This is a genomic window from Paenibacillus profundus, assembly GCF_021369635.1.
Taxonomy (GTDB): Bacteria; Bacillota; Bacilli; order Paenibacillales; family Paenibacillaceae; genus Paenibacillus_B; species Paenibacillus_B profundus.
This window is the reverse complement of the sequence record NZ_JAJNBZ010000019.1, coordinates 90142-113415: the sequence shown is the minus strand read 5'-3', so window position 1 is coordinate 113415 and position 23274 is coordinate 90142. Positions and strand designations below refer to the sequence as shown.

Annotated in this window: 19 protein-coding genes, 5 pseudogenes and 1 riboswitch; of the genes and pseudogenes, 5 read left to right on the top strand and 19 right to left on the bottom strand. The window is 48.3% G+C overall.

All coding sequences use genetic code 11. From position 1 onward, the window contains the following. Nucleotides 1-240: 240 nt before the first annotated feature. From LQV63_RS20390 to LQV63_RS20365, 6 genes and pseudogenes are all read right to left on the bottom strand, one after another. A complete protein-coding gene (locus tag LQV63_RS20390; protein WP_019420551.1) occupies nucleotides 241-546 on the bottom strand; it encodes a hypothetical protein in 306 nt (101 codons plus the stop codon). 289 nt (nucleotides 547-835) lie between these two features. Then, a complete protein-coding gene (gene arsC / locus LQV63_RS20385; RefSeq protein ID WP_233698082.1) occupies nucleotides 836-1246 on the bottom strand; it encodes an arsenate reductase (thioredoxin) in 411 nt (136 codons plus the stop codon). Between the two features lie 121 nt (nucleotides 1247-1367). After that, nucleotides 1368-1723, bottom strand: a pseudogene (locus tag LQV63_RS20380) (arsenic resistance protein); the annotation flags it as partial. A 29-nt stretch (nucleotides 1724-1752) separates the two neighbouring features. After that, a complete protein-coding gene (locus LQV63_RS20375; RefSeq protein WP_019420554.1) occupies nucleotides 1753-2121 on the bottom strand; it encodes an ArsR/SmtB family transcription factor in 369 nt (122 codons plus the stop codon). A 177-nt stretch (nucleotides 2122-2298) separates the two neighbouring features. Further along, the gene (locus LQV63_RS20370) at nucleotides 2299-3030 is read right to left on the bottom strand and encodes a CAP domain-containing protein (protein WP_019420555.1); all 732 of its coding nucleotides are present in this window, start codon (nucleotides 3028-3030) and stop codon (nucleotides 2299-2301) included. Between the two features lie 6 nt (nucleotides 3031-3036). After that, a riboswitch (cyclic di-AMP (ydaO/yuaA leader) is annotated at nucleotides 3037-3169 on the bottom strand. Nucleotides 3170-3257: 88 nt separating this feature from the next. Then, a complete protein-coding gene (locus LQV63_RS20365) occupies nucleotides 3258-4070 on the bottom strand; it encodes a class I SAM-dependent methyltransferase (RefSeq protein WP_233698081.1) in 813 nt (270 codons plus the stop codon). Nucleotides 4071-4331: 261 nt separating this feature from the next. Between LQV63_RS20365 and LQV63_RS20360 the strand changes: the two genes are divergently transcribed. The 5 genes and pseudogenes from LQV63_RS20360 to LQV63_RS31530 all read left to right on the top strand — a co-directional run. After that, complete coding sequence (locus LQV63_RS20360; RefSeq protein ID WP_233698080.1) at nucleotides 4332-5366, top strand: tagatose 1,6-diphosphate aldolase; 1035 nt, start codon at nucleotides 4332-4334, stop codon at nucleotides 5364-5366. Between the two features lie 280 nt (nucleotides 5367-5646). Then, nucleotides 5647-6267, top strand: coding sequence for a DUF1361 domain-containing protein (locus LQV63_RS20355; protein WP_233698079.1), 621 nt, complete (start codon nucleotides 5647-5649; stop codon nucleotides 6265-6267). Next, the gene (locus LQV63_RS20350) at nucleotides 6264-6581 is read left to right on the top strand and encodes a hypothetical protein (protein ID WP_019420559.1); all 318 of its coding nucleotides are present in this window, start codon (nucleotides 6264-6266) and stop codon (nucleotides 6579-6581) included. The genes LQV63_RS20355 and LQV63_RS20350 overlap by 4 nt, the downstream gene beginning before the upstream one ends. Nucleotides 6582-6660: 79 nt before the next feature. After that, nucleotides 6661-7443: a TrmB family transcriptional regulator gene (locus LQV63_RS20345; RefSeq protein WP_233698078.1), complete on the top strand. Its 783-nt coding sequence runs from the start codon at nucleotides 6661-6663 to the stop codon at nucleotides 7441-7443. A 95-nt stretch (nucleotides 7444-7538) separates the two neighbouring features. After that, a pseudogene (locus LQV63_RS31530) lies at nucleotides 7539-7664 on the top strand (inositol monophosphatase family protein); the annotation flags it as partial. 537 nt (nucleotides 7665-8201) lie between these two features. Here the strand turns inward: LQV63_RS31530 and LQV63_RS20335 are convergent. The 13 genes and pseudogenes from LQV63_RS20335 to LQV63_RS20275 all read right to left on the bottom strand — a co-directional run bounded on the left by LQV63_RS20335 (nucleotide 8202) and on the right by LQV63_RS20275 (nucleotide 23270). Beyond that, entirely contained in the window at nucleotides 8202-11024 is a 2823-nt protein-coding gene (locus LQV63_RS20335) for an endo-beta-N-acetylglucosaminidase (protein WP_233698077.1), read from the bottom strand. Between the two features lie 179 nt (nucleotides 11025-11203). Continuing rightward, a pseudogene (locus tag LQV63_RS20330) lies at nucleotides 11204-11368 on the bottom strand (dioxygenase); the annotation flags it as partial. 112 nt (nucleotides 11369-11480) lie between these two features. Then, nucleotides 11481-12431 (bottom strand): annotated as a pseudogene (locus tag LQV63_RS20325) (2-hydroxycarboxylate transporter family protein). Between the two features lie 273 nt (nucleotides 12432-12704). Then, nucleotides 12705-12962, bottom strand: coding sequence for a hypothetical protein (locus tag LQV63_RS20320; protein WP_233698076.1), 258 nt, complete (start codon nucleotides 12960-12962; stop codon nucleotides 12705-12707). Nucleotides 12963-13387: 425 nt separating this feature from the next. Then, on the bottom strand, nucleotides 13388-13993 hold the full coding sequence (locus LQV63_RS20315; RefSeq protein ID WP_019420572.1) for a hypothetical protein: 606 nt from the start codon (nucleotides 13991-13993) through the stop codon (nucleotides 13388-13390). Nucleotides 13994-14110: 117 nt separating this feature from the next. Next, the gene (locus LQV63_RS20310; RefSeq protein ID WP_233698075.1) at nucleotides 14111-14419 is read right to left on the bottom strand and encodes a hypothetical protein; all 309 of its coding nucleotides are present in this window, start codon (nucleotides 14417-14419) and stop codon (nucleotides 14111-14113) included. Between the two features lie 54 nt (nucleotides 14420-14473). Continuing rightward, nucleotides 14474-15136 carry an HAD family hydrolase gene (locus LQV63_RS20305; protein ID WP_233698074.1) on the bottom strand — a complete coding sequence of 221 codons (663 nt, stop codon included), beginning with the start codon at nucleotides 15134-15136 and terminating at the stop codon, nucleotides 14474-14476. Nucleotides 15137-15282: 146 nt separating this feature from the next. Further along, nucleotides 15283-15975, bottom strand: coding sequence for a DUF4274 domain-containing protein (locus LQV63_RS20300; RefSeq protein WP_019420575.1), 693 nt, complete (start codon nucleotides 15973-15975; stop codon nucleotides 15283-15285). Between the two features lie 34 nt (nucleotides 15976-16009). Beyond that, nucleotides 16010-16198 (bottom strand): annotated as a pseudogene (locus tag LQV63_RS20295) (AAA family ATPase); the annotation flags it as partial. A 462-nt stretch (nucleotides 16199-16660) separates the two neighbouring features. Then, nucleotides 16661-18241 carry a phosphoenolpyruvate carboxykinase (ATP) gene (gene pckA, locus LQV63_RS20290; RefSeq protein ID WP_233698073.1) on the bottom strand — a complete coding sequence of 527 codons (1581 nt, stop codon included), beginning with the start codon at nucleotides 18239-18241 and terminating at the stop codon, nucleotides 16661-16663. Nucleotides 18242-18262: 21 nt separating this feature from the next. Next, nucleotides 18263-19297, bottom strand: coding sequence for a type I glyceraldehyde-3-phosphate dehydrogenase (gene gap, locus LQV63_RS20285; protein ID WP_233698072.1), 1035 nt, complete (start codon nucleotides 19295-19297; stop codon nucleotides 18263-18265). 432 nt (nucleotides 19298-19729) lie between these two features. After that, on the bottom strand, nucleotides 19730-22003 hold the full coding sequence (locus LQV63_RS20280; protein WP_233698071.1) for a beta-glucosidase family protein: 2274 nt from the start codon (nucleotides 22001-22003) through the stop codon (nucleotides 19730-19732). Between the two features lie 19 nt (nucleotides 22004-22022). Then, nucleotides 22023-23270: a PTS sugar transporter subunit IIC gene (locus tag LQV63_RS20275; protein ID WP_233698070.1), complete on the bottom strand. Its 1248-nt coding sequence runs from the start codon at nucleotides 23268-23270 to the stop codon at nucleotides 22023-22025. Between the last annotated feature and the right edge of the window lie 4 nt (nucleotides 23271-23274).

Below are 23274 nucleotides of genomic sequence, written 5' to 3'. Positions count from 1 at the left end.
GTCACCCCTCCTTTAACTAATATATGACGCAATATATTCACTTACTCCTTCTCTATTGGTATCGAGATGAAGTACCTTCCTATTGTATACGGCAAGTCTGCCTGTATCAAGCATCAGGAGGTAAGAGCGCACGAGGGCCGCCGATTTTAATATGGACGCTGCGGACGCGCAAATAAGTCCTTGCACTTTAGTGGTGCAAGGACTCTTTTTTTCAACCGTGCAGCAAACGCTGTCTGATGACTATAACAAAGAAATGACCAGCAAATTATACAACACCAATGGCAAAATGACGTCGTTATTAAAATAATACGAACCGTACAGTGAGCGTTGCGGCATGGGATGCTGGGTATGCAAATAAAGATAATCTCTATCGACATTTGAGATGACCCCATCATATACTTGACCGTCAACCGTCTGAACTCGCACATGCCGATCCTTATACATGTTGCAGACATGGTGAACTTTTTCCCTGGCCGAATGCATGGCTTGAACCATCGCGGGGTCTGCCTGATAAACCAACTGCTGGTGAGCAGGATTATTGTGCAAGGGAAGAACCTCCGTTCTTACTGTAATGAGATATACTTCACCATATGCGCAATTTTTAGGTATCAGCACAGAAACTTGCTATTACTTGTCCGTTTCTGCCGTTTCCAAGTAGAAATAGAATGCAACGCTCTGAGCACCCCGAATTAGGGCGCTTCTTTTTGTTTGCAAGATCAAAAAAACCACAGGCACACGACCTTACTCGGTCATAGCATGTGGTTTCGTTTCTCTTCATTGCGGGTTTCTCGGCAGGCTCAACACCTGACGCATGTCGAGGCTTGCTGTGCTGCATTTATGACGAATAACCAAGCTCTGCAAACTGCTTAATACGTGCTCCTATCTCATCACGGACCCGCTGAACCACGGACCAATCCTGCCCTGCCGGGTCGTCGAATCCCCAATGCTCCCGTCGGACGTGTGCCGGAACCGCAGGACAGACCTCATTCGCGTGACCGCATAAGGTCACGACCACATCAGCGCGGCGCAACAGCTCCATATCGATGACGTTCGAGGTTTGTCCAGAGATATCGATATCCACTTCCGCCATCGCTTGAACGGCTTTCGGATTGACGCCATGCGCTTCAATGCCGGCAGAGTACACGTCCCATCCCTCTTCTAAGAAGTGTTTGCCGAACCCCTCCGCCATCTGGCTTCTGCAGGAATTGCCCGTGCATAGAAAATATATCGTCTTTTTCGCTGTCATTTCGATTTCCTCACTCTCTATGGATGTTTTGATTTGGTTGGGAATAAGAATTGCATCCGCAGAGCGATCCGAACTAATCCGATCATGACCGGGACTTCGACCAATGGTCCGATGACCGCGGCAAAATCTGAAATACGGAGTTGAACGCAACTAGCCCTGCAGCATATTCCGTGTCTCCCTGCGCCAGATCATTCCATACGATGACCATTGCGATGCAACGTGCGAGGGCAATCAAGATGAGACCAACCATATATTCAGGATGGTCGGGCAGCAAAAGAATCGCCAGCAAGAACATGAGAAGCGGGCCGATAATCCAGTTCTGCACGAGTGATAAGATCAGCACCTTAACGTCTTTGAATACACGCCCCATCCCGGAAATATAGAACCGAGCCCGACGCCAAGCGCCATAGCGAGAAAGATCCATAACGTCAAGTAGCGGTCCAACACCGACAATCGCCTCGAATTTGTACTGTTCATTGCTTTACACTCCCTTGCGCTCCGTATCTTCATCCATTGCCGCACCGATTCGCCGCCTGGCTTGCCTCGATGGTACGCAGCTGTACGGATGGTTCAGGCAGCCGTCCAACAATTTCCTGCAGCAGGGCGTAGTGTGGATTCGCGGGCTGCAGCGAATAATAAATCCACTGCCCTTTACGAGCTTCCTTGACGAGATTCGCATCCTTCAGCTTGCGCAGATGCTGGCTGATTGAAGGCTGGCTGACGTCGAATACTTCAAGCAACTCACATACACAACATTCGCGCCGGGACAATATGGCCACAATCGTCATACGAGTCGGATCGCCAAGTAATTTTAAAAAGGCGGATACGTTCTCAATTGCTGTATGCTTCTGTTCAGCATGATCCATATGTTCCATCTTGCACCTCCTGTCTTCTTCATCAAATATAATATCACCATATAGTTATTTGCTTATATATTCAATACAATTATGATGACATCTGTTTCATTCTTATGTAACTGCATCGTTTTCCGTTCACGAGCGCAAAATAAAGCCTGCAGATTGCTCTGCAGGCTTCGGCTTCAAAGTTCGTCATTATCCTGTAAATTCTTGTACCCACTCACCATTGTAGTATGCAACGCCGATTGAAGTATAGCTTGCGTTCAGAATGTTTTTACGGTGACCTTCACTGTTCATCCACGCATTCATTACTTCTTCCGGTGTGCGTTGTCCTTTGGCAATGTTCTCGCCAGCGGTACGATATTGGATCCCTTTGGACTGCATCAGATCGAACGGAGAGCCAAGGGTCGGCGAATTATGATCAAAGTAATTGTTGTCGTACATGTCTTTCGCCTTCACCATTGCGACATTAGTGAGCGCCGCGTCCGATTTCAATGGCTCAAGTCCTGCTTTGGCACGCTCTTGGTTCACTAAATCAACCACTTGCGCAGCGAAATCGGAGTTAGCCGTCACGCCTTGGTTCGGATTTTCCGTACCTGTTGCAGGTGTTGTTGGTGCTGGCTTGCTTGGTGCCGGAGTCGCCGGTTCAGGCTTGCTTTTGTCCGGTACCGCAGCATCTGGTTGTGTGACTACAGGCTTCGTATTAGGAAACAGCTTGTTCAACATATCGGTCAAGTTCTGATTGTTCTGCTCATTGCCTTGCAGTATCGTATTGAAATCGAAGCCGGAGCAATCGATGTTCGTCAGATTTTGATTAGGTGCTTGAGCTGCAACATTCAGCGGAGCGGCCATTGCCGAACCTGCTGCCACGACTGGTGCCAGAACGAGTGCTCCCGTGATAACGACTTTCTTGAACGTATTTTTCATTCAGATTATCTCTCCCTTTGCAGCCTACGAGGTTAGCTGACGGGTTCGGGTCAAAGAGGATTCCCCCTGCCGCATCTATGCGACTTCACCCCAATGTGTGGTTCCCCCGTGCTCAGATGAGCTTCGGCCTTATTTTTGGTACGTCCAGATCGTAACACGGATTCCCGTTCGATTCATTTTAAATTTAATGTTATTTTATGAAAATATAACCATGCAAGAAGTTCAGCCTATACTTTTTTCCCTATATACAACAAATGAGACGAGGTTCCTAGGATGTATGGACTGTCTGCTGCATCCATAACAATTTGCATGATCGATTGAAACGCTGCTTCCCCTTGGTCGCGCCAATACTGCCAGTGCTCCGGCTTCATCAAGCCCGCAATGCTGCCCGATCCGATGAGCTTAACTTGTTCGAACCCATGCGCTTCCATAAACGGCTCAATTTCTTCTATGGGAAAATAATAGGCTCCCGTAAACCTTCCTTCATCGCTATGATTGAAAATTCCGGTGCGCATAAACTCGGTCAGCCCTTCTATTGTGTCATTGGGCTTCCAATGCTGCGGATATAACAGCGAAGTTGCCACGTGCCTCATTCTCGGCATGAATGCGACGAAGACAAGACCGCCTGACTTTGTCACACGATGCAATTCCTGAGCGGCGCTAACCCGGTCTTCCTCCTGCTGCAAATGATACAATGGGCCTAACATCAAAGAAGCATCGAATTGCTCATCGGCATACAACTGCAAATTTCTCGCATCGGCAACGTCAAAGCCTTGAAACTGGCGCTCAAGCCCGTATTCCCGTACCTTCTCTCGTGCGCTTTCGGCCAGCTTTGGTGTAATGTCCGCCAATGTGATGTCATATCCGGATTTCGCCAGCTCTATCGCATATTTTCCGGGACCTGCCCCGATATCCAAGATGTGTCCTTTTTCCGGGAGGTGCGATTTAATATAATGACAATTGACCGTGAACTCCAAAGGTTCCCGCTCGAGACGTCCCCATTCGTCGAACGAAGAATAATAGTTTATCATTTGACTCATCTACATCCCTTCCCCCTTATTGTCCGATATATCAGTTGAATATAGCACGCAGTGGCACATTCTGACAATTCATTTCTAGAGCTAACGTCACCGTTTTCAAATGGAGCTGGAAGCAGAGTCACAACGAAAAGACTTGAATTTTTGTTGAAAATCGTTCATGAATGTTCTGTATTTGTTATTTTTTCTTCATGAAACGTTTCATGATGGGAATATTGATGTAATGAAGTAGTGAAGGAAAAATGTACGATTGGGGTGCTTGGTATGAAAGTACAGATGACAAAAGGCAAATACGAAGCGTTAACGCGCTTGTCGGACGAACACGGATTGGTCATTGCAACAGCGCTCGATCAGCGCGGTTCGTTGAAGAAGTCGCTGACCAAGGCGCTCGGCCACGAAGCCGACGTGAAGCATGTGGAAGAATTCAAGGTGGCCGTAACCGAGGAATTGACCCCATACAGCACGGCCATTCTGCTAGATCCGGAATTTGGCTGGAGCGCAGCGGAAGCGCGTGATAAGCAGGCAGGACTGCTCATCGCTTACGAGAAGACCGGTTATGACGCGACCGTCCAAGGGCGCCTCCCCGACCTGCTGCCGGAGTGGTCTGTTCGCCGTTACGCGGACAAAGGCGTAGACGCCATCAAAATATTGATGTACTACGACCCAGACGATGCGGCGCACATTAACGACCAGAAGCACGCGTTCATCGAGCGTATCGGCGCCGAGTGCAAGGCGAACGATATTCCGTTCTTCTTCGAACCGGTCACGTATTGTGACGACATTGCCGATGCGAAGGGTCCGGAATACGCAAAGGTGAAGCCGGAAAAAGTGAAGAAAAGCATGCGCGAATTCACGAAGCCGCAGTATCACCTCGACTGTCTCAAGGTCGAAGTGCCGGTCAACATGACATACGTGTCTGGCACGGCAGCGAACCGGGGCCATGAAGCGGAAGCGGTATATACGCGCGAAGAGGCGCTGCAGCACTTCAGGGATACGGCGTCAATTGCGACGGTTCCGTTTATTTATTTGAGCGGCGGCGTCTCGAACGAGGACTTCATCGAGACGCTGGAGTTCGCTGGCGAAGCAGACGTTCCGTTCTCAGGCGTGCTCTGTGGCCGCGCCACTTGGCAAGACGGCATTGCCGTGTATGGCGAGAATGGCGATACTGGCCTGCGCGCATGGCTGAAGGATGAAGGCGTGCAGCGCATGGAGCATTTGAATCGAGTGCTGCAGCAAGCGGCGAAGCCTTGGTGGACGGTGTATGGCGGCAAGGATCAGATCGTCATTACCGAATCATAAGAGCACTGCAGGCGATTGATTTAAGACTGCCCCTGTCCAAGACGGACAGGGGCTTTGCTGCGTCGTTCGGTCCTCATCGGCACACATCAGCATCTTGCTGTAGAGATCGAGATGTCGGCAGCAAAAAACGGCGCGTTGCCAATCCGAAATTCGGAGATTTGTTCGGATATTCAGGAATATTCGATGTCGAGTATGTATATATAGAACCTGCGCACATACCCCAAGATGTCCGGCCCGTTCGGGAAGAGATGCTCCCGGATCAATGTAAAGGAGGTTTCTCATGGATGAACGCGCAAAAGCACGACTTTGTTTTTTCGCCTATATACTGATGCTTATCATTTTTGATACGGCCTATTCATTTATGATATTAAATATGTTTCTCGCTTTTGCCGCTTTGGAGCTTGCTTTTTTATTGCCCTTATTTAAAGCAAAGAGCAAGCGGGAAATCCCCGTTAGTGCCGCTTTTTATATTGTTTTTATACTGTTATCCCCTAATGTCCTTTACGTGATAACGGATCTCATTCATCTCAAAATTTTTGAGTTTAATTTTAAAAAAGGTTTGATTGTTGAGGAATGGTGGAACTTTTTTGTTTTAATAAGCGGAGTAGTATTGGCTATTTATTATTACATTCTTATGTTAAAACAGATTCACAGTCTTATCTTACATATAAAGTGGAGCAAGACGATCCTATTGGCTTTTATCATCCTGTGCAGCATTGGAGTCTACATAGGAAGATTTCTGCGTTTTCACTCTATTCATTTATTTACAGAGCCATTCTCGTTAGTTAGTCAGGTATTGAGTTCAATCAATGAGGATTCTTTGCTATTCATAGGTTGGATGAGTATGCTGCAGTTCATCATGTGGTGGTTATTTTCAGATTCAAGGCGGAATTCGTTATGAATGACACCCACACTTGGTTATTTACGGTATGGATGATCACGATAGGTGTTGTTATGTTATTTACACAAGTTTACGTTTCAAGACTGCTGTATCGTTATGAAAAATCTGTGTTGTGGGGCTGTATTGGGTTTATACTGTTGTTTGGTCTTAATATGTATGTTTATCAAATTAGAAAATTAGAAAAACGTGCAGGCTATGCTTTTGAGCGATTAGATCCGCAAGCACGAAAAGTTTGGAGACGAGTTTATGTCCTCATTCTTATACAATATTTGTTGTTTTTCGTCTTTTTTGGGTGGCTTTCATCTCCCGGATAAGTGAACAATGTATTGATATAATAAAAGTAGTATTTTAAAATAACACTATAATAAACATTGCAAAAAGGAGGTAACTCATTTGATTGATGAACTTCGGAAAATCGGTTTATCCGATCTGGAAGCAAGATGCTACTTGGTACTGCATGAAGAACCGAACATATCGGGTTATGAGGTGGCCAAAAAAGTCTCTGTATCCCGCTCAAATGTGTATGCGGCACTCCGGTCTTTGACAGACAAAGGAATGTGCCGGGCGGTTGAAGCCGAACCTGTTTTATACGGCGCCGTGCCCATTGAGCAGCTCGTTCGACTGCTGAAGACGGATTTTGAACAGACAGCCCACACGCTGCTGGAGCAATTGCAGTCCCCTCCACGGAAGTCCGCGTCGTTCTATAACTGGCAGGGCGATAAAGCGCTGGAAACGACCATTCGACGTTTGTTGTCCAATGCAGATAAAAGCATCGTGGCGGACATATGGGCGGAAGATGTAAGCTGGTTCGAAGAGTCGCTGCTGGAGGCGGAACGACGGGGTGTTGCGGTAACGGTTATTTCCATCGGCGAATGCCATACCCGATTAAAGCATGTTTTGGTGCATAGGCGGAGCGAAGAGTGGAAGTATCTGGAACCCAGACGTTTTTCCATTCTCTGCGACTCCCGTTCCGCGCTCATTGGCAGCTTCGGCAAGTCACTCAAGTTGTCCGCATTGGAAACCGATCATCCTTCCGTGGTCGAGCTGCTGCAAAACGGCTTCTATCACGACGTCATTATGGATCGGATTGAGCGGGATTTCGGCAATCAATTGGCAGAGAAGTATGGGGAGCACTATGACAAGCTCATCAATCCTTACAGGGAAATACTTGAATAACCTGCGGTATTCCCTCTTTTTTTAACTGAATTGTAGTAGTATTTATGAATACCATTATTAACTGAAGGTGAACTCTATATGCCTACTGGGTATTTGATCCAGTCGATGGAGGCGTTCATTTACATCAGGGCTTTGCATTCTGGTCCATGTCCCTCTGCCTGATCGAGGACGGGCAGCCTGTTTTTGCAATGGTATATGATGCGTATCGTAAAGAGTTCTTCCATGCAATACGGTTTGTCCAAGAGGCACAGGGCAGCGTGACGGACTTGAATGGAGGGGCGTTTACCTGGGGCGCTTCAGGCATCATTGCCGGTAACGAAGCATTGCGTGCCGAAATACAGACGCTCCTGACACGTTAATTCGATCATTAGGCGAGACCGCCGTTCACACGCTGGCCTCGCCTTCTTTTTGAACATAGTAGAGCGAATGCTGAGCTGAAGGCTGGTTCGTGCCTCCGAGTCTAAGCTTGCATTGGATTTCGTACAATGGATTAGCGCGTATCCTCTTTCCGAAGAAAGTTCCATTGGATTTCATCCAGTGCTTTGCCCCCATTTCGCACCAATCGCTGAAAAACAGCCCAATCCACTGTACAAAATACAGTCCACGTGCCGACTAACCGTCTAATCCGCACATTTGACTGTATATTTTCCAATGGAGCTCACTTCATGAAGCTTACTTCGACAGGAAACCAATCTAATTCATCTTATCCTACCCTGATATCACGGGATAAAGCGGCCTCTTTCGAAATCGTAACTCCATTATGAAAAATGAATCCAATCGATATCGCAAATGCCCGCATCGCGCACTTGCCATTTACGGATATTCGAATTCGTGAATGCAATGTGCAGATTCTGCTTGCCTGTCAGCCGTACCGCCAGCTCTATCGTATATTCCTTGTAGAACGGAGCCAGCTTGCCATCGTGCAGCGGAAGCTCCATATCCACTACGGCTTTGCCTTCCGGTCCGCCAAGCATCATTTGCATGCGCGTATCTTCGGTCAATACCGCAGCGCGAACTGTAATCCGGCTTACGCCCTGCTCGCCGAAGTCAACATCATCGAACGCCATCCAATCGGCAAAATGCAAATCACGCACATGAACGTAGTTGCCCGGAATGAACAGACCGTTGGAACGGTCGTACTGTTCAGCTTGCAGCGACACGCCTTGCTCCGGTGGCGCAACAGGTGCGACAACCTTAACGTCGACACGGAACGATATGCCCGCTTCGCCCATCACTTCCCCAGCTTGCGCCGTGACAGACGCGGTTCCTGACGCTATGGCTGTAAGCTGACCGCGTTCATCTACCTCTACAACCTTCTCGTCGCTGGAGCTCCAGGTCAATGCCAGGTTGGACGCCGTAGCAGGCGTTACACGGACATTCAAATAACGGGACCAGCCGGCCTCAAGGACGATATCCTCTTCCGCATTAAACTGCGGCACGATGTGCTCTGCTGGAATAGGCTCATAGCTGTATTCAGCCCGTTCCCCGTCTCCCCACTGCCAAGTGATGACGGAGGCCTCGCTCTCCGTACCCTCGACGTTCACAGCCACTGCTTCCAACGTAATCGTCTCTTCCCCGTGGCGGTCGATCGATTTCACATAGTAGACACCATCCAAGATGCGGCCAATCGCTTCACGTTCCCCATCGCGGACACGATACAGATCATAGTACCATATGTTATCGGTATCGCAATCTTCAGCAAAATCCCACGACAGATAGAAGGATGCCTGCTTGTCGTCGAAGAAAGCCCGAGCAACCTTAAATTGAGATGGAGCCTTCGGTGCCGGCATCCCCGCGCCTGCGGTCAGCTTCAACTCGCCAAGATTGACCTTCACTTCTGCGTCCTCGCTCCAGGCAGAAGCGATGCGCATACCGATCGCTGCAATGCTTCGTCCTTTATATGTTCCTAAGTTAGCTATCACCGTCGTCCAATCCTTGCTAACACCTGCACTACAATCGACAACGACCGGAGTTGCAGGTTCGTCTGTAAAGAATAGAAGCGCCTGCACTCCAATCGCATTCGCAGGGATCTCCATGCCCGAACGTCCTTGATGCGTTACTTCTGTCTTGTACGTGAAAGTCAGTTCCACATCTTGTTGAACCGGCAATTCAGTTTTGAACAAGCGGATATCCGTTGCCATGCCGGCGCTCAGTACGCCCTCGGCCTTGACAGAGGAACCTCCGTTCCATGCCGTGCCATAATCGTAATCGACCGCCAGCGGTTCCCCTTTCGATGCAGTCCACCACTGCCATGTCGGCAAAATATCTTGCGCGCTCATGTTGTTCCAGCCTTTGGCGGATGCCGTGCGTCCGTTCAAGAAGAAGAATAGGCCGTGACCGTTGTTGAATCGCGTCGCAAAAGGATAGTTACCGATAACGGAACGCTCCGCAATAAAGTGCGCGATACCGTCCCAGCTCTCGGATTCAGCGCCGATGGCCCGACCGCTTTGCGCAGGATTGCCGTTCCCTCCGGACCAATACAGCCGCTCGCGGTGTTCGACGTATTTCTGCATGTTCGGGTCCGACGGATTCGGCGCTCTGTGCCATACCATATCCGTACCGAACAGGGCCAAGCTGGTGCGTGGCGTACGGGAAGCATCTTCACGGAACACCGTCTTCAACTCGTTGCCGCGTTCGAAGCGGAACTTGTCGTTCTCGATGCCCGAGTACAGTGCTTCAAATGGATCCAGGCCGATTTCTCGAGCATAGGAATTGCTGTTCTCCAACCGTTCGGGCGTGTACGCATAGTTGATGAAAATGCTGTCGTTCGCTTTGCGCCCATCTTGCTGTTCCATAACCCAAGGAGCATTCTTTTCATTGAAATAGTTAATGTATTGCAGCTCCCCCGTTGGGCTCAAACAGTCATAAATGCTGACATACATGCCACGATCGCGCAAATATTTCAGCATCTCCATCAGCTTGATGGCATGCTCTTCGCTAATGGCAGCTTCTTGGTTGATGAAGTAGCCATCGAACCCGAAGTAATGAGCCATCTCAACCATCTTGTCGGCAATCGGGAACCGACCGTCTTCCGTCACTTCAACCAGTTCGCCAAAGTCAATGTTGCGCGGCCAGAACCAGCAGCCCAGGCTGATGACGCCGTTGCGGTGCGCCGCATCCGTGTAGGCCGGGTTAGGAATGTTGACGACTCCGTATTCATGCTCCCCTTCTTCTGTCGGCGAGCCGTACACCGGCAATCCGTGCCAAGAAGCATAAATATCTTGATACTGCCAGAACTTCAGAATATTGCGGCTAAAGCTGTCATTATACCGGTAGGAGCCGAACCACTCTTCCTTGTCATAGTCGGCAGACAGGTTCATCACCTTCGCCGCATCAGTCAATTCCGGATGAGCCTGCGTTGGCTGGAATGGCTTAATCCGCTTCGCAAGCGGCACTCTCGAACGGAAGTACGGCGCATATGGGTCCGTTCCCGGGGACCATTCTCTTAGCTCCCGGGCATTATAGCCGTGCAGATAAGGTTGTTCCGGTCCGCGCGGGGTTTCTGCGGCTGCCGCCCAATTCAACGCATCTTTCTTGTCATTCTTCGTGATGTTCATAGCAGATGTTGGTTTCCAATCCATCGAACAGTACCTCTCTTCGTGATATGATGTTTTCTAAGAAATGAAAAGGGTTACATGCTTAATCCTAACAAAAATATTGCAAAAATCAAATCAAAAAGCATTTCCTACCGGATTTCGTTCTTGTTGGGAAAGTGAAGCAACTCGAATCACCTATACTGATGGGGTGCATGAAACGGTTCATGGGCGGTAAATACGACAATCGCTTCAGCTTGTGGAATGCTCCGACCCAACTCTTCCAGAAATCCGGTGTAATCATTATCATGAATCGCTATTATTGGCGATCCATGCGCCAAAAATAAAGCAGGCGCTTCCGTTGCTGTACTCGTACCTAACGTCTTCGTCATTCGGCTCTCCTCCGATGTGTTCCTGCAGTTTCCATAGCAGTAATTAACATATCCCGATATGCTTACTATGTTTTAAATCATACCATGAATTTACAATTGATGCTATCGTTTTTTAACTGAACATTTTCATTAGCAGCGCAGCAGCGATGACTGTCGCGGCTCCGCCAAGCCGCGTGGAAATTTGAGCGAACGGCATCATACCCATCCGATTGGATGCGGATAGAATTGCAACGTCACCCGTCCCGCCCAGACCGCTATGGCAACCGGTCACGATGGCCGATTCCACCGGGTACATATTCATCCAGCGCGCAACGAAATAACCAGAGCCAACCATCGCCAATACAACGGACGCGCATACCAATACATATCCCGGACTGATGATGTTGACTACATCATTCAACGGCACGTACAGCATGCCCAGTCCGACCATGAGCGGCCACGTCAATGAAGTGGAAACGAATTTGTACATATGAAATGCGCCGTGTTCCATCTTCGCGGGCAGCAGCTTCGCATATTTGACGATCGTCGCTCCGATAATCATCATGATGGCGCCCTATCCCATGCCGACCGAAGCAAGCGTGCCCGCCACGAGCGGCACGAACATCCGGACGAAGCCTTTGACCAGCACAGTACGATTCATGCCAATTATACTGCCGGCCACGAGACATGAAATATAGAAGTACAGAAAATTCGCTTCTTTCATGAGTGCAGTGACCGCATCCGTAACAGAAGGGTTAAACACGTTCAGGAACACCAGCACGGACGGCACGAATATAGACAAGATCGCCGGACCGCCGATATCCTTCAGAATCGGCACCTTCAGTCCGATATCCCCAAGCAGCATTCCCAAAATGATAATAACGGCAAAGCCGCCGATCATATCCGAAGGGAGCTTGCTGAAATAGGCCGCCAGGAATATGATAGACGCAAGTCCGATATAATGCGGCAAAGGAATGACCCCCACCTTCAAGTCGGACCATTTCGACCTTCGGCCGGACTTCCTCTCCGTTTTTGCTTCCGATTTCTTCAATGGACCCGTCTCATATTGTTGGGCGTTTTCCATCACCAACACCTCCATCATATAAGTTACGGCTCCATCATAACGGAATTGTAAACGCTTTTATAGATTTTGAAAGTTAAGCATTCATTTTTTGACACTCAAGATACTCCGTATTCTTGGCCGTTTCATGCTCTATCATGTAACCGGTTACAATCAATGCCAAAGCCACCACTCCGCATACCAGCCACATGATTGTTGCCTGCAGACTGAACCGAAATTTATTGTGCGGCACGGTATGCTCACCTCTTCAATGGTTTTTCCTCACTCCAATGGCGTTTAGCTAACCCGCGTATACGAAGTAGGGAGCAATGATGTTGAAAAGTCTTGGGTATTCCGGGGCTTAATTTCATAAGGTTCTTGTGAATTGACATTACCACGCAATTGCTGTGTCGTCATCCCGTATTTGACTAGAATGCGCCGAATGCTGCTCATGATCTCATAATCCTGCAAGGCATGGATACGCTCCAATGTTTCTATCGTATCGTTCAAATATAGTCCCGACGAGTTTTCCAAAAATCCAACAATGCCATTCATACGGGATCAGCTGATGAATGAGTACTTTCAGCATGCTCATATAGACCTCCCATAATGAAACTATGTAAGTTGAACTATTGAATTTATTGATAAGAGTTGGATACCGTTTCGTTACTTATTTCAACATATTGGAGCGGCGATACTCTCTCCGTTCGGCACTTCCTGACACTCTCCCTTTCAATCAGTAATAATCGATTCCCGCATGTCTTAGGCGTTAGGCTGTGTGATCTAACAGTGATGTTGCTGCATCGTCTGAGTAACAATGTTACTAGAAATATGTACATCAAAGTTAACCTTACCCTACGGAAGGATGACCATTCTGAACGAGAGGGAGAATGGATAGAAGTACTTGGCAGCGTATCGTTATTGGCTGGCAAAGTGATCTTTCTTTCGTTCCATTTATATAGCTAATGATGAATGACGCGTTACGCTCTCACTTTACCCGCAATCGCTTCCATACTTATATGAACCGATTTCTCGATATAACTAATAATCTCCTCAAGCCGGAAAAACTGCAACGCTTCCCCTCGGGTATCATCTTTTCGCACGAAGTCATCTTTCAAATCGGCAATGAGCGCTGGCAGACAAACGCAATCGATCTCATCGATTTCCACTGCAATGGGGTTCATGTCCTTCCACTCTAAATGATAATGATCAATGAGAATGCCGTTCAGCCGTCTAAAATCATTGTAATATCGCTGCTGTGTCTCTTTTTTCTCGCCCGCTTCCAGCCACTTTATTTTGGGATAGTAAATATCTTGCAGCCATATGTCATCCGCGATGAGGTGGCAGTAATATCCTAAATGAAACGGACGAGCTTGTTCCGACAAATATTTGCGGCAGAACCGCTCATGATTGACGAAGCTGTGCCCCTCCGCATCCTTGTATACAAAGTGAGATTGCTGCTTAGGAGCATTTATATGTTTACTAGCATCGGGAGCGATGCCTCCCACCAGAAAGCTATCGTCTTGTATGCCTAGCTTGCCGGTCAGTAACGTTGCGATCGTAAAGTGCATGATTCTGGATCCCATGGCCTGCCTCCCTCTAGAGGTTATTCAATCAAACAGCGTTTAAATGTTCCATCCATTCTTCAATAGTCTGTTTAATCTCAGCTCTATCGCGTGATGGCAGCAAAGCAACGATGAATTCTACCGATTGCTTACAGTTCTCTCGAATATCGTATCTACTTTGTCATCGGGGCTGCAGTTCATTAGCCTTTCTCTCCACAAGTGATCGGTAATCGGAAGATATTGATCCAGTTGATCGACCAACTCCCCCCATCCCTCAAAATCATCATGCACTTCGGCGAACTTGCCATATTCAAATTCCAGTTCAATACAGCGATTGGTCCAAAGCACACAGTCTATCACATAAATATGAACTCTATACACTTCATACCATTCATTGGATATAGAACGCCCCTGATCGTCAGTTATCGTAAAACATTGATTTGTCATTTCAATTTTCATCGTTATATCACCTTAGCTTATGCACACAGATTAACTATCCATTCAAGCTGTTGAACCGCTCAGCTTAACAATGACCTCCGCAAGTGGCATATCCGACATGGAAGTCAGCATCAGATCATGTTCTGCGAATGGCAGATGGCGAGTTACCTCGTTCGGGACGACGACGCAATTCAATCCCGCCGCCTTGGCAGCCGTAAAGCCATTCAATGAGTCCTCGAAGGAAATGGCCTGACTGCCCTCGACCTCCAATGCCGCCAATGCTTTTACATATAGCTCTGGATCCGGCTTCACCTTGGCCACGACGTCTGCGGTCTGTATCGTATCGAAATAATGGAAGATGTCATTCTTCTTCAAAAGCGGCTCGATCCATGCATATTCGGAGCTCGATGCGATCCCGACCTTCAAGTTGAGCCGTTTCGCTTCTTTCAAATAATCCTGTACACCCGCTCTTAGCTCAATACGCTCCATTAAAGCGGCATGCGCTGTTTTGCACTCACGTGTAATCACTTCCACATCGACACCAGCTTGTTCAGCCAGATTCGCATATGGGTTGAAATCATGGAATGTCGTGCCGATGCATTGCGCATATACGGACAAGGGCAGTTCAAATCCATATCGCTGATATACTTGCTGGAACGCATAATACCAAGGGGTTTCCGTATCAATAATTAATCCGTCAAAATCGAAAACAAGGGCTTGTATCATTCTATTCACTCTCCTATTTAGTCTCTTATCCTTCCACTTGCCTACATGAGCAAGCTCAATATTTCTCCCTGACCTGTATATAAAATCACCCGAGATAGAAATGTTCCAAGGTGAATTGTCAGTAATTATTGTGCTATCTTCTCCTTTCACTGCGATTGATACACGTTAGGAAACCGCTGCAAAATGTGATTGACGAAGCGGACGAAGCGCTCTTTGTATCCATGTTGAATCTGCTCGTGCTCAAGCCAGAACTCCCCATCCGCCAGTTCAAACATTTCAATAGCCGTAATCTCCATACAATCCGGATGCTGCAGCACTATTTCCATCGGCTGGATGTCATCGTCCCAGTTAAATCCAAGCACGTAAGCATGCAAAAGTTCAGGCGTTTTCAGCTTATGCATAAGTCCAACTGGTTCGTCTGAGTAGAGCACCTCATCAATGAGATTCCGCTCGTCCTGCGTCAATGTCAGACGGACTGCGCCTTTAGTAGATAGGAGCAAATCCGCAATCTCGGGATAATGCCTCGCTTGAAACCAAGGCGTACATTGTACACCTGCTGGATGATCCAGCCCCGCCCCGCGGGCTATCAATGCTTGAACCGCAGCTTTATTTTTGAATTTAATGGCTTTGCCGATTACACTCTCACCGAGCTTATCCTTAATACGCGGATCGGCGCCAAGCTCCAGCAGAGCCTCGAACAGTTCAATCGGCGCTTTCTGCGTAATGGCGTAATGCAGCGGCGTTCGTCCGTAATTATCCTGCTCGTTCAAATCGGCCGCGACAGCTGCTTCTCTCAATTGAGCAAGAGACTTGTTCTTGATTGCAGTGAATAGTGTCATATCATCCTCCAAGTTCTCTGCGCCACTCCATGGCTCAATCCAACAGTTCATTTAAGTAGACTTTACGATTTTCCAAGAGCAGCACGTTGAAATTATAGATGTCTGCGTCGGGATACCCGAGCAGAATGGGCGAATGTGTGGCAATGATGAGCTGAGCGTTCTTCTGCATCTGATGGATAATGCTGAGAAACGCCAATTGACGCGCTGGAGACAAAGCCGCCTCACAAGTGTTGAATTGCTGGAATATGAAAAGGATATCGGTCTTCCTTTTCAATCCGATCGGTGAGTTTCTTTACTTCACGCAACATCCTATCACTTCCATAACAGTCATCCACCATCCTCTAACGGACGGATTGCTTCAAAATACCTCTCGCCCTACTATTATACCATCCATACCCCACACGATTCCAAGAACATTCGTTCCGTTTCGACTGGCGGGATTGCCGCTGGACCGTGGGTTGCTTTTCTGAAGACCTGCGCTGCCTGACTTTTCATACGAAAAGAACTAGCCGATCGTAACCTCCAATTGGTAAATTCGTTAGAATCACGATCAGACATTCCACTTTACTGTCGAAAGGGGGCTATCTCTAAGTCATTTTCATGACTTCTGAGACAGCCCCCTTTTCACAGAACCGTTATAAATCTTTCTAAATTGGACTTTCGAAACCGCTAGAGCGCACTGCAACTACAGTTGCGGGCCAGCAAGCTTGATTGTGTCCGATACACCGCTGAATTTTTCGAAATTTTGAGAAAAGAGCTGCGCAAGCTGTCTCGCTTGTCGATCATAGGCCGATTTATCCGCCCATACGTTTCTCGGATCGAGCAGTTCATTGGGAACCAACGGAATAGCATCAGGGATAAGCATGCCGAACACGGGATGAGGAGTGAATGACGCATTCTCAATACTTCCATTTATAATCGCCGTAATCATAGCTCTTGTGTACGACAGATTCATCCGCTCGCCAATCCCGTAAGGACCGCCGCTCCAACCTGTATTGACCAAATAGACGCGCGCGCCGTGCTTCGTTATTTTGTCGCCGAGCATTTCCGCGTAAACATCCGGTCTAAGCGGAAGGAATGGGCCTGCAAAGCATGCTGAGAACGTTGCTTCCGGGTCGGTTACGCCGCGTTCCGTACCCGCCAGCTTGGAGGTATAGCCCGACAGGAAGTGATACATCGCTTGCTCCTTCGTCAGCTTGGACACAGGAGGCAGCACACCAAAGGCATCGGCGGTTAAAAAGATAATGACGTTCGGATGGCCGGCGACTCCGGGTATGACCGAGCCTTGAATATATTCAATCGGATAGGCGGCCCGCGAATTCTCCGTCAATTCATTATTATGGTAGTCTGCCTCGCCGGAAACGGCGTCAATCACCACGTTCTCCAAGACGGAGCCGAACTGGATCGCATTCCATATTTGCGGCTCTTTCTTCTGTGTCAGCCCAATGCATTTGGCATAACATCCGCCTTCGAAGTTAAATACACCTGTGTCCGACCAGCCATGCTCGTCATCGCCTATTAATCTGCGGTCCGTGTCAGCCGACAACGTCGTCTTGCCTGTTCCCGATAAACCGAAGAACAAAGCGGTATCTCCCGCCTCCCCTACATTAGCCGAACAATGCATCGGCATTACGTCATGGAATGGGAGCAAATAGTTCATCACGCTGAAAATCGATTTCTTCATCTCACCCGCATAGTGGGTTCCGCCGATCAGTACTGTCTTTCTCTCGAATGAAATGACAATGAAGGTCTCGGAATTCGTACCGTCCGTGACCGGATCCGCTTTCAAGCCAGGCATCGCAATAACGGTAAATTCGGGTTCATGAGACTGCAGTTCAGCCGCAGTAGGACGAATAAACAACTGATGAACAAATAAATTTTGCCATGCGTATTCGTTAATAATTCGGATAGGCAGGCGATAGGCTTGGTCTGCCCCTGCATAACCGTTGAACACGAATAGATTGCGGCTCTCCATATAATTCATCGTTTTCTCATAAAGCAAATCAAATTGTTCAGGAGTGAGAGCCTGATTAACTTTCCCCCACGCAATATGGTCTGTCGACTGAGGCTCCCTAACGATGAACTTATCCTTCGGAGAGCGTCCTGTATACTTGCCTGTCGTAATTTGCAGCGCGCCTGTAGAAGTCAGATGCCCTTCTCCGTGGAGGAGAGCGGACTCAACAAGCTTAGCAACCGGCAGGTTTCTATGAGATACTTCCACATTTGAACCGGCAATTCGAGTTCTTCCCTTCGTATTCGCGATCACGGTTATCCTCCTATTCCTACCTTACAAAATTCCTGATGGAATCGTTCTTGCTTCACTCATCTTCACTTGCACCAGGTTCGCCAAATCTATGACTCTACTTGAATATCCCCACTCATTGTCATACCAAGCCATCAATTTGATAAATCCGTCCGATGCACTTACGGTTAAGCCGTCGATAACCGCCGACTTGTCATTTCCTATAAAATCAGATGAAACAAGCGGTTCCTCCGTATAATCCACATAAGCCGAAAAAGGGCCCGCCGCCGCTTCGCGCAACACGGATTGAACGTCCTCCGTACTTATTTCCCGCGAGACCTTCAAGGTCAAATCGATTAACGATACATTTTGCGTCGGAACGCGAATCGAGCTTCCTTCGACACACCCGGACAGATGAGGAAGCACATCGCTCAATGCTTTGCCAACGCCGGTCGTAGTCGGGACAATGGATTGCGTGCAGGCCCTTGCCCTCCGTAAATCTTTGTGCGGATTATCCAGATGTTTCTGATCGGAGGTGAACGAATGAATCGTGGTCATCCATCCCCGCTCCACGCCGTATGCTTGATCTAAAATGTGCAATACGGGAGACAAGCAGTTCGTTGTACAGGATGCCGCTGACAGCAGCGCGTGCTTCTGGGGATTATACTTATCATCGTTGACCCCCATTACAACCGTGAGATCCATCCTGTCTCCCGGCGCCGAAATAATAACCGTTGAAGCTCCTCCTGTCATATGCTGCTGCGCACCGTCGCGATTATTGAATTTTCCGGTAGCGTCTATGACAATATCCACGCCAAAGGCTTTCCATGGAATTCGGGATGGATCGCGCTCATACACCACCTGTATGGAATGTCCATTGATCACAAGCAAATTATCCTTTCCCGAAATGGTTGCATCCCAAATCCCATGAACCGAATCGTATTTCAACAAATGGGCAATAGTCTCGATAGGATACATACTGTTAATAGCTTTCAAATGGTTTGGCGTCTCCGACATAAGCTTCCTTATTAATAGGCGGCCGATCCTCCCCATTCCGCTAATACCGATTCCTTGATTCATCTTGTCTCCCCCAAATATGAATTGTATATATTATCCTACGCAATTAATGTACAATATCAATAAATAATACGCAATATATAAAAGCGTATTGACGATATTCAATTATTTATGACGTCATTTTGAAAACGATTTCAATAGTGTCAATAATAAAAAAGGGTGTTCATGCAGCCGTACAACCTATCTGCATACTCGGAATTGTTCGAGCCCACCTGCTGTACGTCAGATGGCTTCCATTTTTCAGAGAAAAAAGACAGGCAAAAAAGCCGCCAAACACAACAGAAATCCTTGTGTTTAGCAGCTTTTCAGTTATGGAGCCAGGGGGATCTTACTTGATTGTCCTTGTTGCCGAAGTTCACCCAATGAGGGATAACAACCTTATCGATCGCTTTCAACGTCGTGCTCCTTCATCTGCGCAATTGTTTCATCTGTTTGCTAAGCATGCCGCTCGCGTTCGAACTTTTGAATCAATTGCTCCATAACCTGATCGGGCGATCTGTCAATCAACCAGCTTTGCCCGAACATTTGAATAATCTTGATCGCCGGGAAGTCCCCCCAGAATCCGATGAACTCGTCATCAAGACGAATCTTGTCCTTCACGTGAGCATTCATTTCTTCCAGGCAGCTTTCAAGGATGGCTCTTGCATTCGGATGGCTAAGCCAATCACTTAATAAACTGAACTTATGAAAGGAAATCTCTTCATTTCCGAAATGGCAGTGCAATCTCTCGCAAATGCGGATATCCCGCGAGGAGCTGCCTATCATGAGCTGGAAATAGCCCGTTTCCGCGACCCATTTGTTATATTTCGTGTTGTAATACGCAAAGTCCCGTTCTTCCAGAACAAAACGTACTTCCTTCTTCTCGCCGGGCTCAAGCGCGAGCTTAGCGAACGCTTTGAGCTCCTTCTCCGGACGCACCCACTTGCACTCCTCGTCATGCACGTACAACTGCACAACTTCTTTGCCGAACACGTCGCCTGTATTTTCTACGCTGCATGTGACGGTCACTTGTCCGCTATGCTGTACAGCCTTCAAATTCGAATAAGCGAACCTCGTAAACGATAAGCCGTGCCCGAACGGGAATTGCGGCGCAAGCTCTTTTCTGTCGTAATACCGATATCCAACGAACATTCCCTCTCGGTAATACAGCTTTCCGTTCTCGCCGCGCAGACGCATATGCGATGGGTTGTCCGACAGCTTGACCGGGAACGTTTCGGACAATTTGCCTGACGGATTTACACGTCCGAACAAAATGTCGGCGATCGCTCTGCCGCTGCCTTGTCCGGCGAGCCACGAATGGAGGACGCCCGGCACATGCTGCACCCAAGGACGCATCGCAAGCGCTGTACCGCTGCATGTGACGACGACGCAGCGCGGCTGAACCGCTGCTACCGCTTCAATGAGCTTCACTTGGTGCAAAGGCAACTCGATGCCGGTCAAGTCATGCATTTCCGATTCCGCATACTCCGGCTGTCCGACGAACAGCACAGCCATATCCGCCTTCGCTGCCAGCGCCGCGCTTTCTTGGATGAGGAGCTCATCCTCGCTGTCATCCTGCGGGTAACCCTCCGCATAGGTCAGCGCAATCGAATCGGCCGCGATCTTCTTCATCTCTTCCCACGGAATATCCATGCAGGTCGGCGTTACCTTGGCACTGCCCGCTCCTTGAATTCTCGGCTGCTTCGCGAACTTGCCGATGACGGCGACGGACGTTACCTTGGCGGCGTCAATCGGAAGAATGCGATTGTCGTTTTTAAGCAGCACCATGCTTTCGGATGCCGCTTTCCTTGCCAGCTCATGGTAATCGATGGCGGCTTGCACGCGATCGTCCTGCGAATCCGTTGTTTTGCGCACGAGTTCGAGAATGCGGCGCACAGTCTTATCGAGCTGCGCCTCCTCCAGCTGCCCGGCTGCCACCGCCTCCACAATCACCTTCTTGTTGTAATGAGCCGGTCCCGGCATTTCCAAATCGAGGCCGGCCTTGAGTCCGCTTATACGATCGTTGACGGCTGTCCAATCGGACAGGACAACGCCTTCATATCCCCATTCCTCGCGCAAAATATCATTCAGCAAATGTTCGTTCTCACTGGCATAGGAACCGTTCACGAGATTATAAGAGCACATTATGGTCCAAGGATTCGCTTTTTTAACAATTCGTTCGAAGGCGTTCAAATAAATTTCACGCAGCGTCCGCTCGTCTACCTCCGAGCTTGTGACCATCTTCTCGTACTCTTGATTGTTGCAAGCGTAATGCTTGATTGAAGCGCCGACGCCTTGGCTTTGCAAGCCGTTCACGAAAGCAGCGCCAAGCTCGCCCGACAAGCAAGGATCCTCAGAATAGTATTCGAAGTTACGACCGCCGAGGGGGGTACGCTTCATGTTGATGCCTGGCCCCAGAAGCAGCTGAACGCCCATCTGTCTGCCCTCCGCGCCAAGAGCGACTCCAACCTCATGGAGCAGATCCGTATTCCACGATGAGCCGATCGCCGATCCGGTCGGATAACATGTAGCTGGCATATTTTCCCCCGTAATGCCGAGTTCCTCATCGCTGTTCGTTTTGCGAATGCCGTTCGTCCCGTCATACATATGAATCGGCGGAACGCCAAGGCGGTCAACTCCTTTCGTCATCCACATATTCAGACCGGCGCACAGCGCGGCTTTTTCTTCCAGTGTCATCGCTTTCAATAAGTCTTCTTTTGAATGTTTCATTTTTGCATTCCTCCTCGTTCTACCCTTCCTGCAGATCTGCTTGCTCTTTTTCTTTCTTAAGCTCCTGCAAGTCATACACTTTAAAGAATGGAAACCAAACGACGAAAATAATGAGCAATATAACCGCGAGCAAAATCAATCCATTCAATCCGGATAAAATATAGGTTGACAATCCAATTGGCGTATACCACAGCTGGTACACCTTGGCCGGTATGTCGACAAGACCGGAATCGAGCACCATGTAGACGATAATTGGCGTGATGAGACCATTAATCCACATCGGAATCATTAAAATGGGATTGAAAGCGATCGGCGCCCCATAAATGACCGGCTCGTTAATGTTGAACAGCGAGGGAACAATCGTCGCTTTTCCGATCGAGTTCAATTTTTTTGACTTCGCGAACAGGAACCAGATGATGAGCGGCAGCGTCGCGCCTAGTCCGCCAACGCCTACCCAACCGGAGAAAAACGTTTCGAATGTATTAATGTTGACGGGTTCCAAGCCTTGCGCGGCCAAAGCGGCATTCTCCTCGATCGCGGGAATCCATATCGAATAAAAGATCGGGGTCATCACCCAAGGGCTGACGCCGAAGGAATAAAGCACAACGCCGATAAAATTAAACAATACGAAGCCGATGAGGCTTTGGCTGATCGTGTTAAGCGGTTTGAATATGTTGACGATCAGTTCGAAAATATCGAAATCAAGCTGGTAAATAAGCACCCAGCCGAACATTAGAATCAGACCGATCGGAACGAGAAAGTCAAACCAGTCCACGATAAATTCAGGCAGCTTCGTATCTTTCTTGAACAAAGAGAAACGGTTAAACATATTCATGACGACCGCTACAAGGATACCGACAAGCAGCGCAGTAATCATGCCGGACGGTCCGAACCGCTCCAATAGAAACTGAATTGTGCCGTCATCGCTAATCTTCGGTTTCAGCAGCATCATGAACAAGGATAAGCCTGTTGCTCCCGCTATCAGCTTAATTTTGTGGCGATCCTTTTTCTGCATGACCATATACGGCGTCAGAAAGGCAATAAATATGCCGAGAAGACCAAAGCTGAACGTTGTAATCGGTGTCAAATCAGGCATCCCCGGAAAATAATTATTCAGAATCGACACCAGCGTAATCAATGAACCGATGAAAATCATCGGCAACGCGACCATGATCGCTTCTTGAATGGAGTCCACCCATACATTTTTCGTGAATGCTTCCAGCCGCGGCGCGAATTTTTCCGTCATCCACTTCATCAGACGATCCATTATC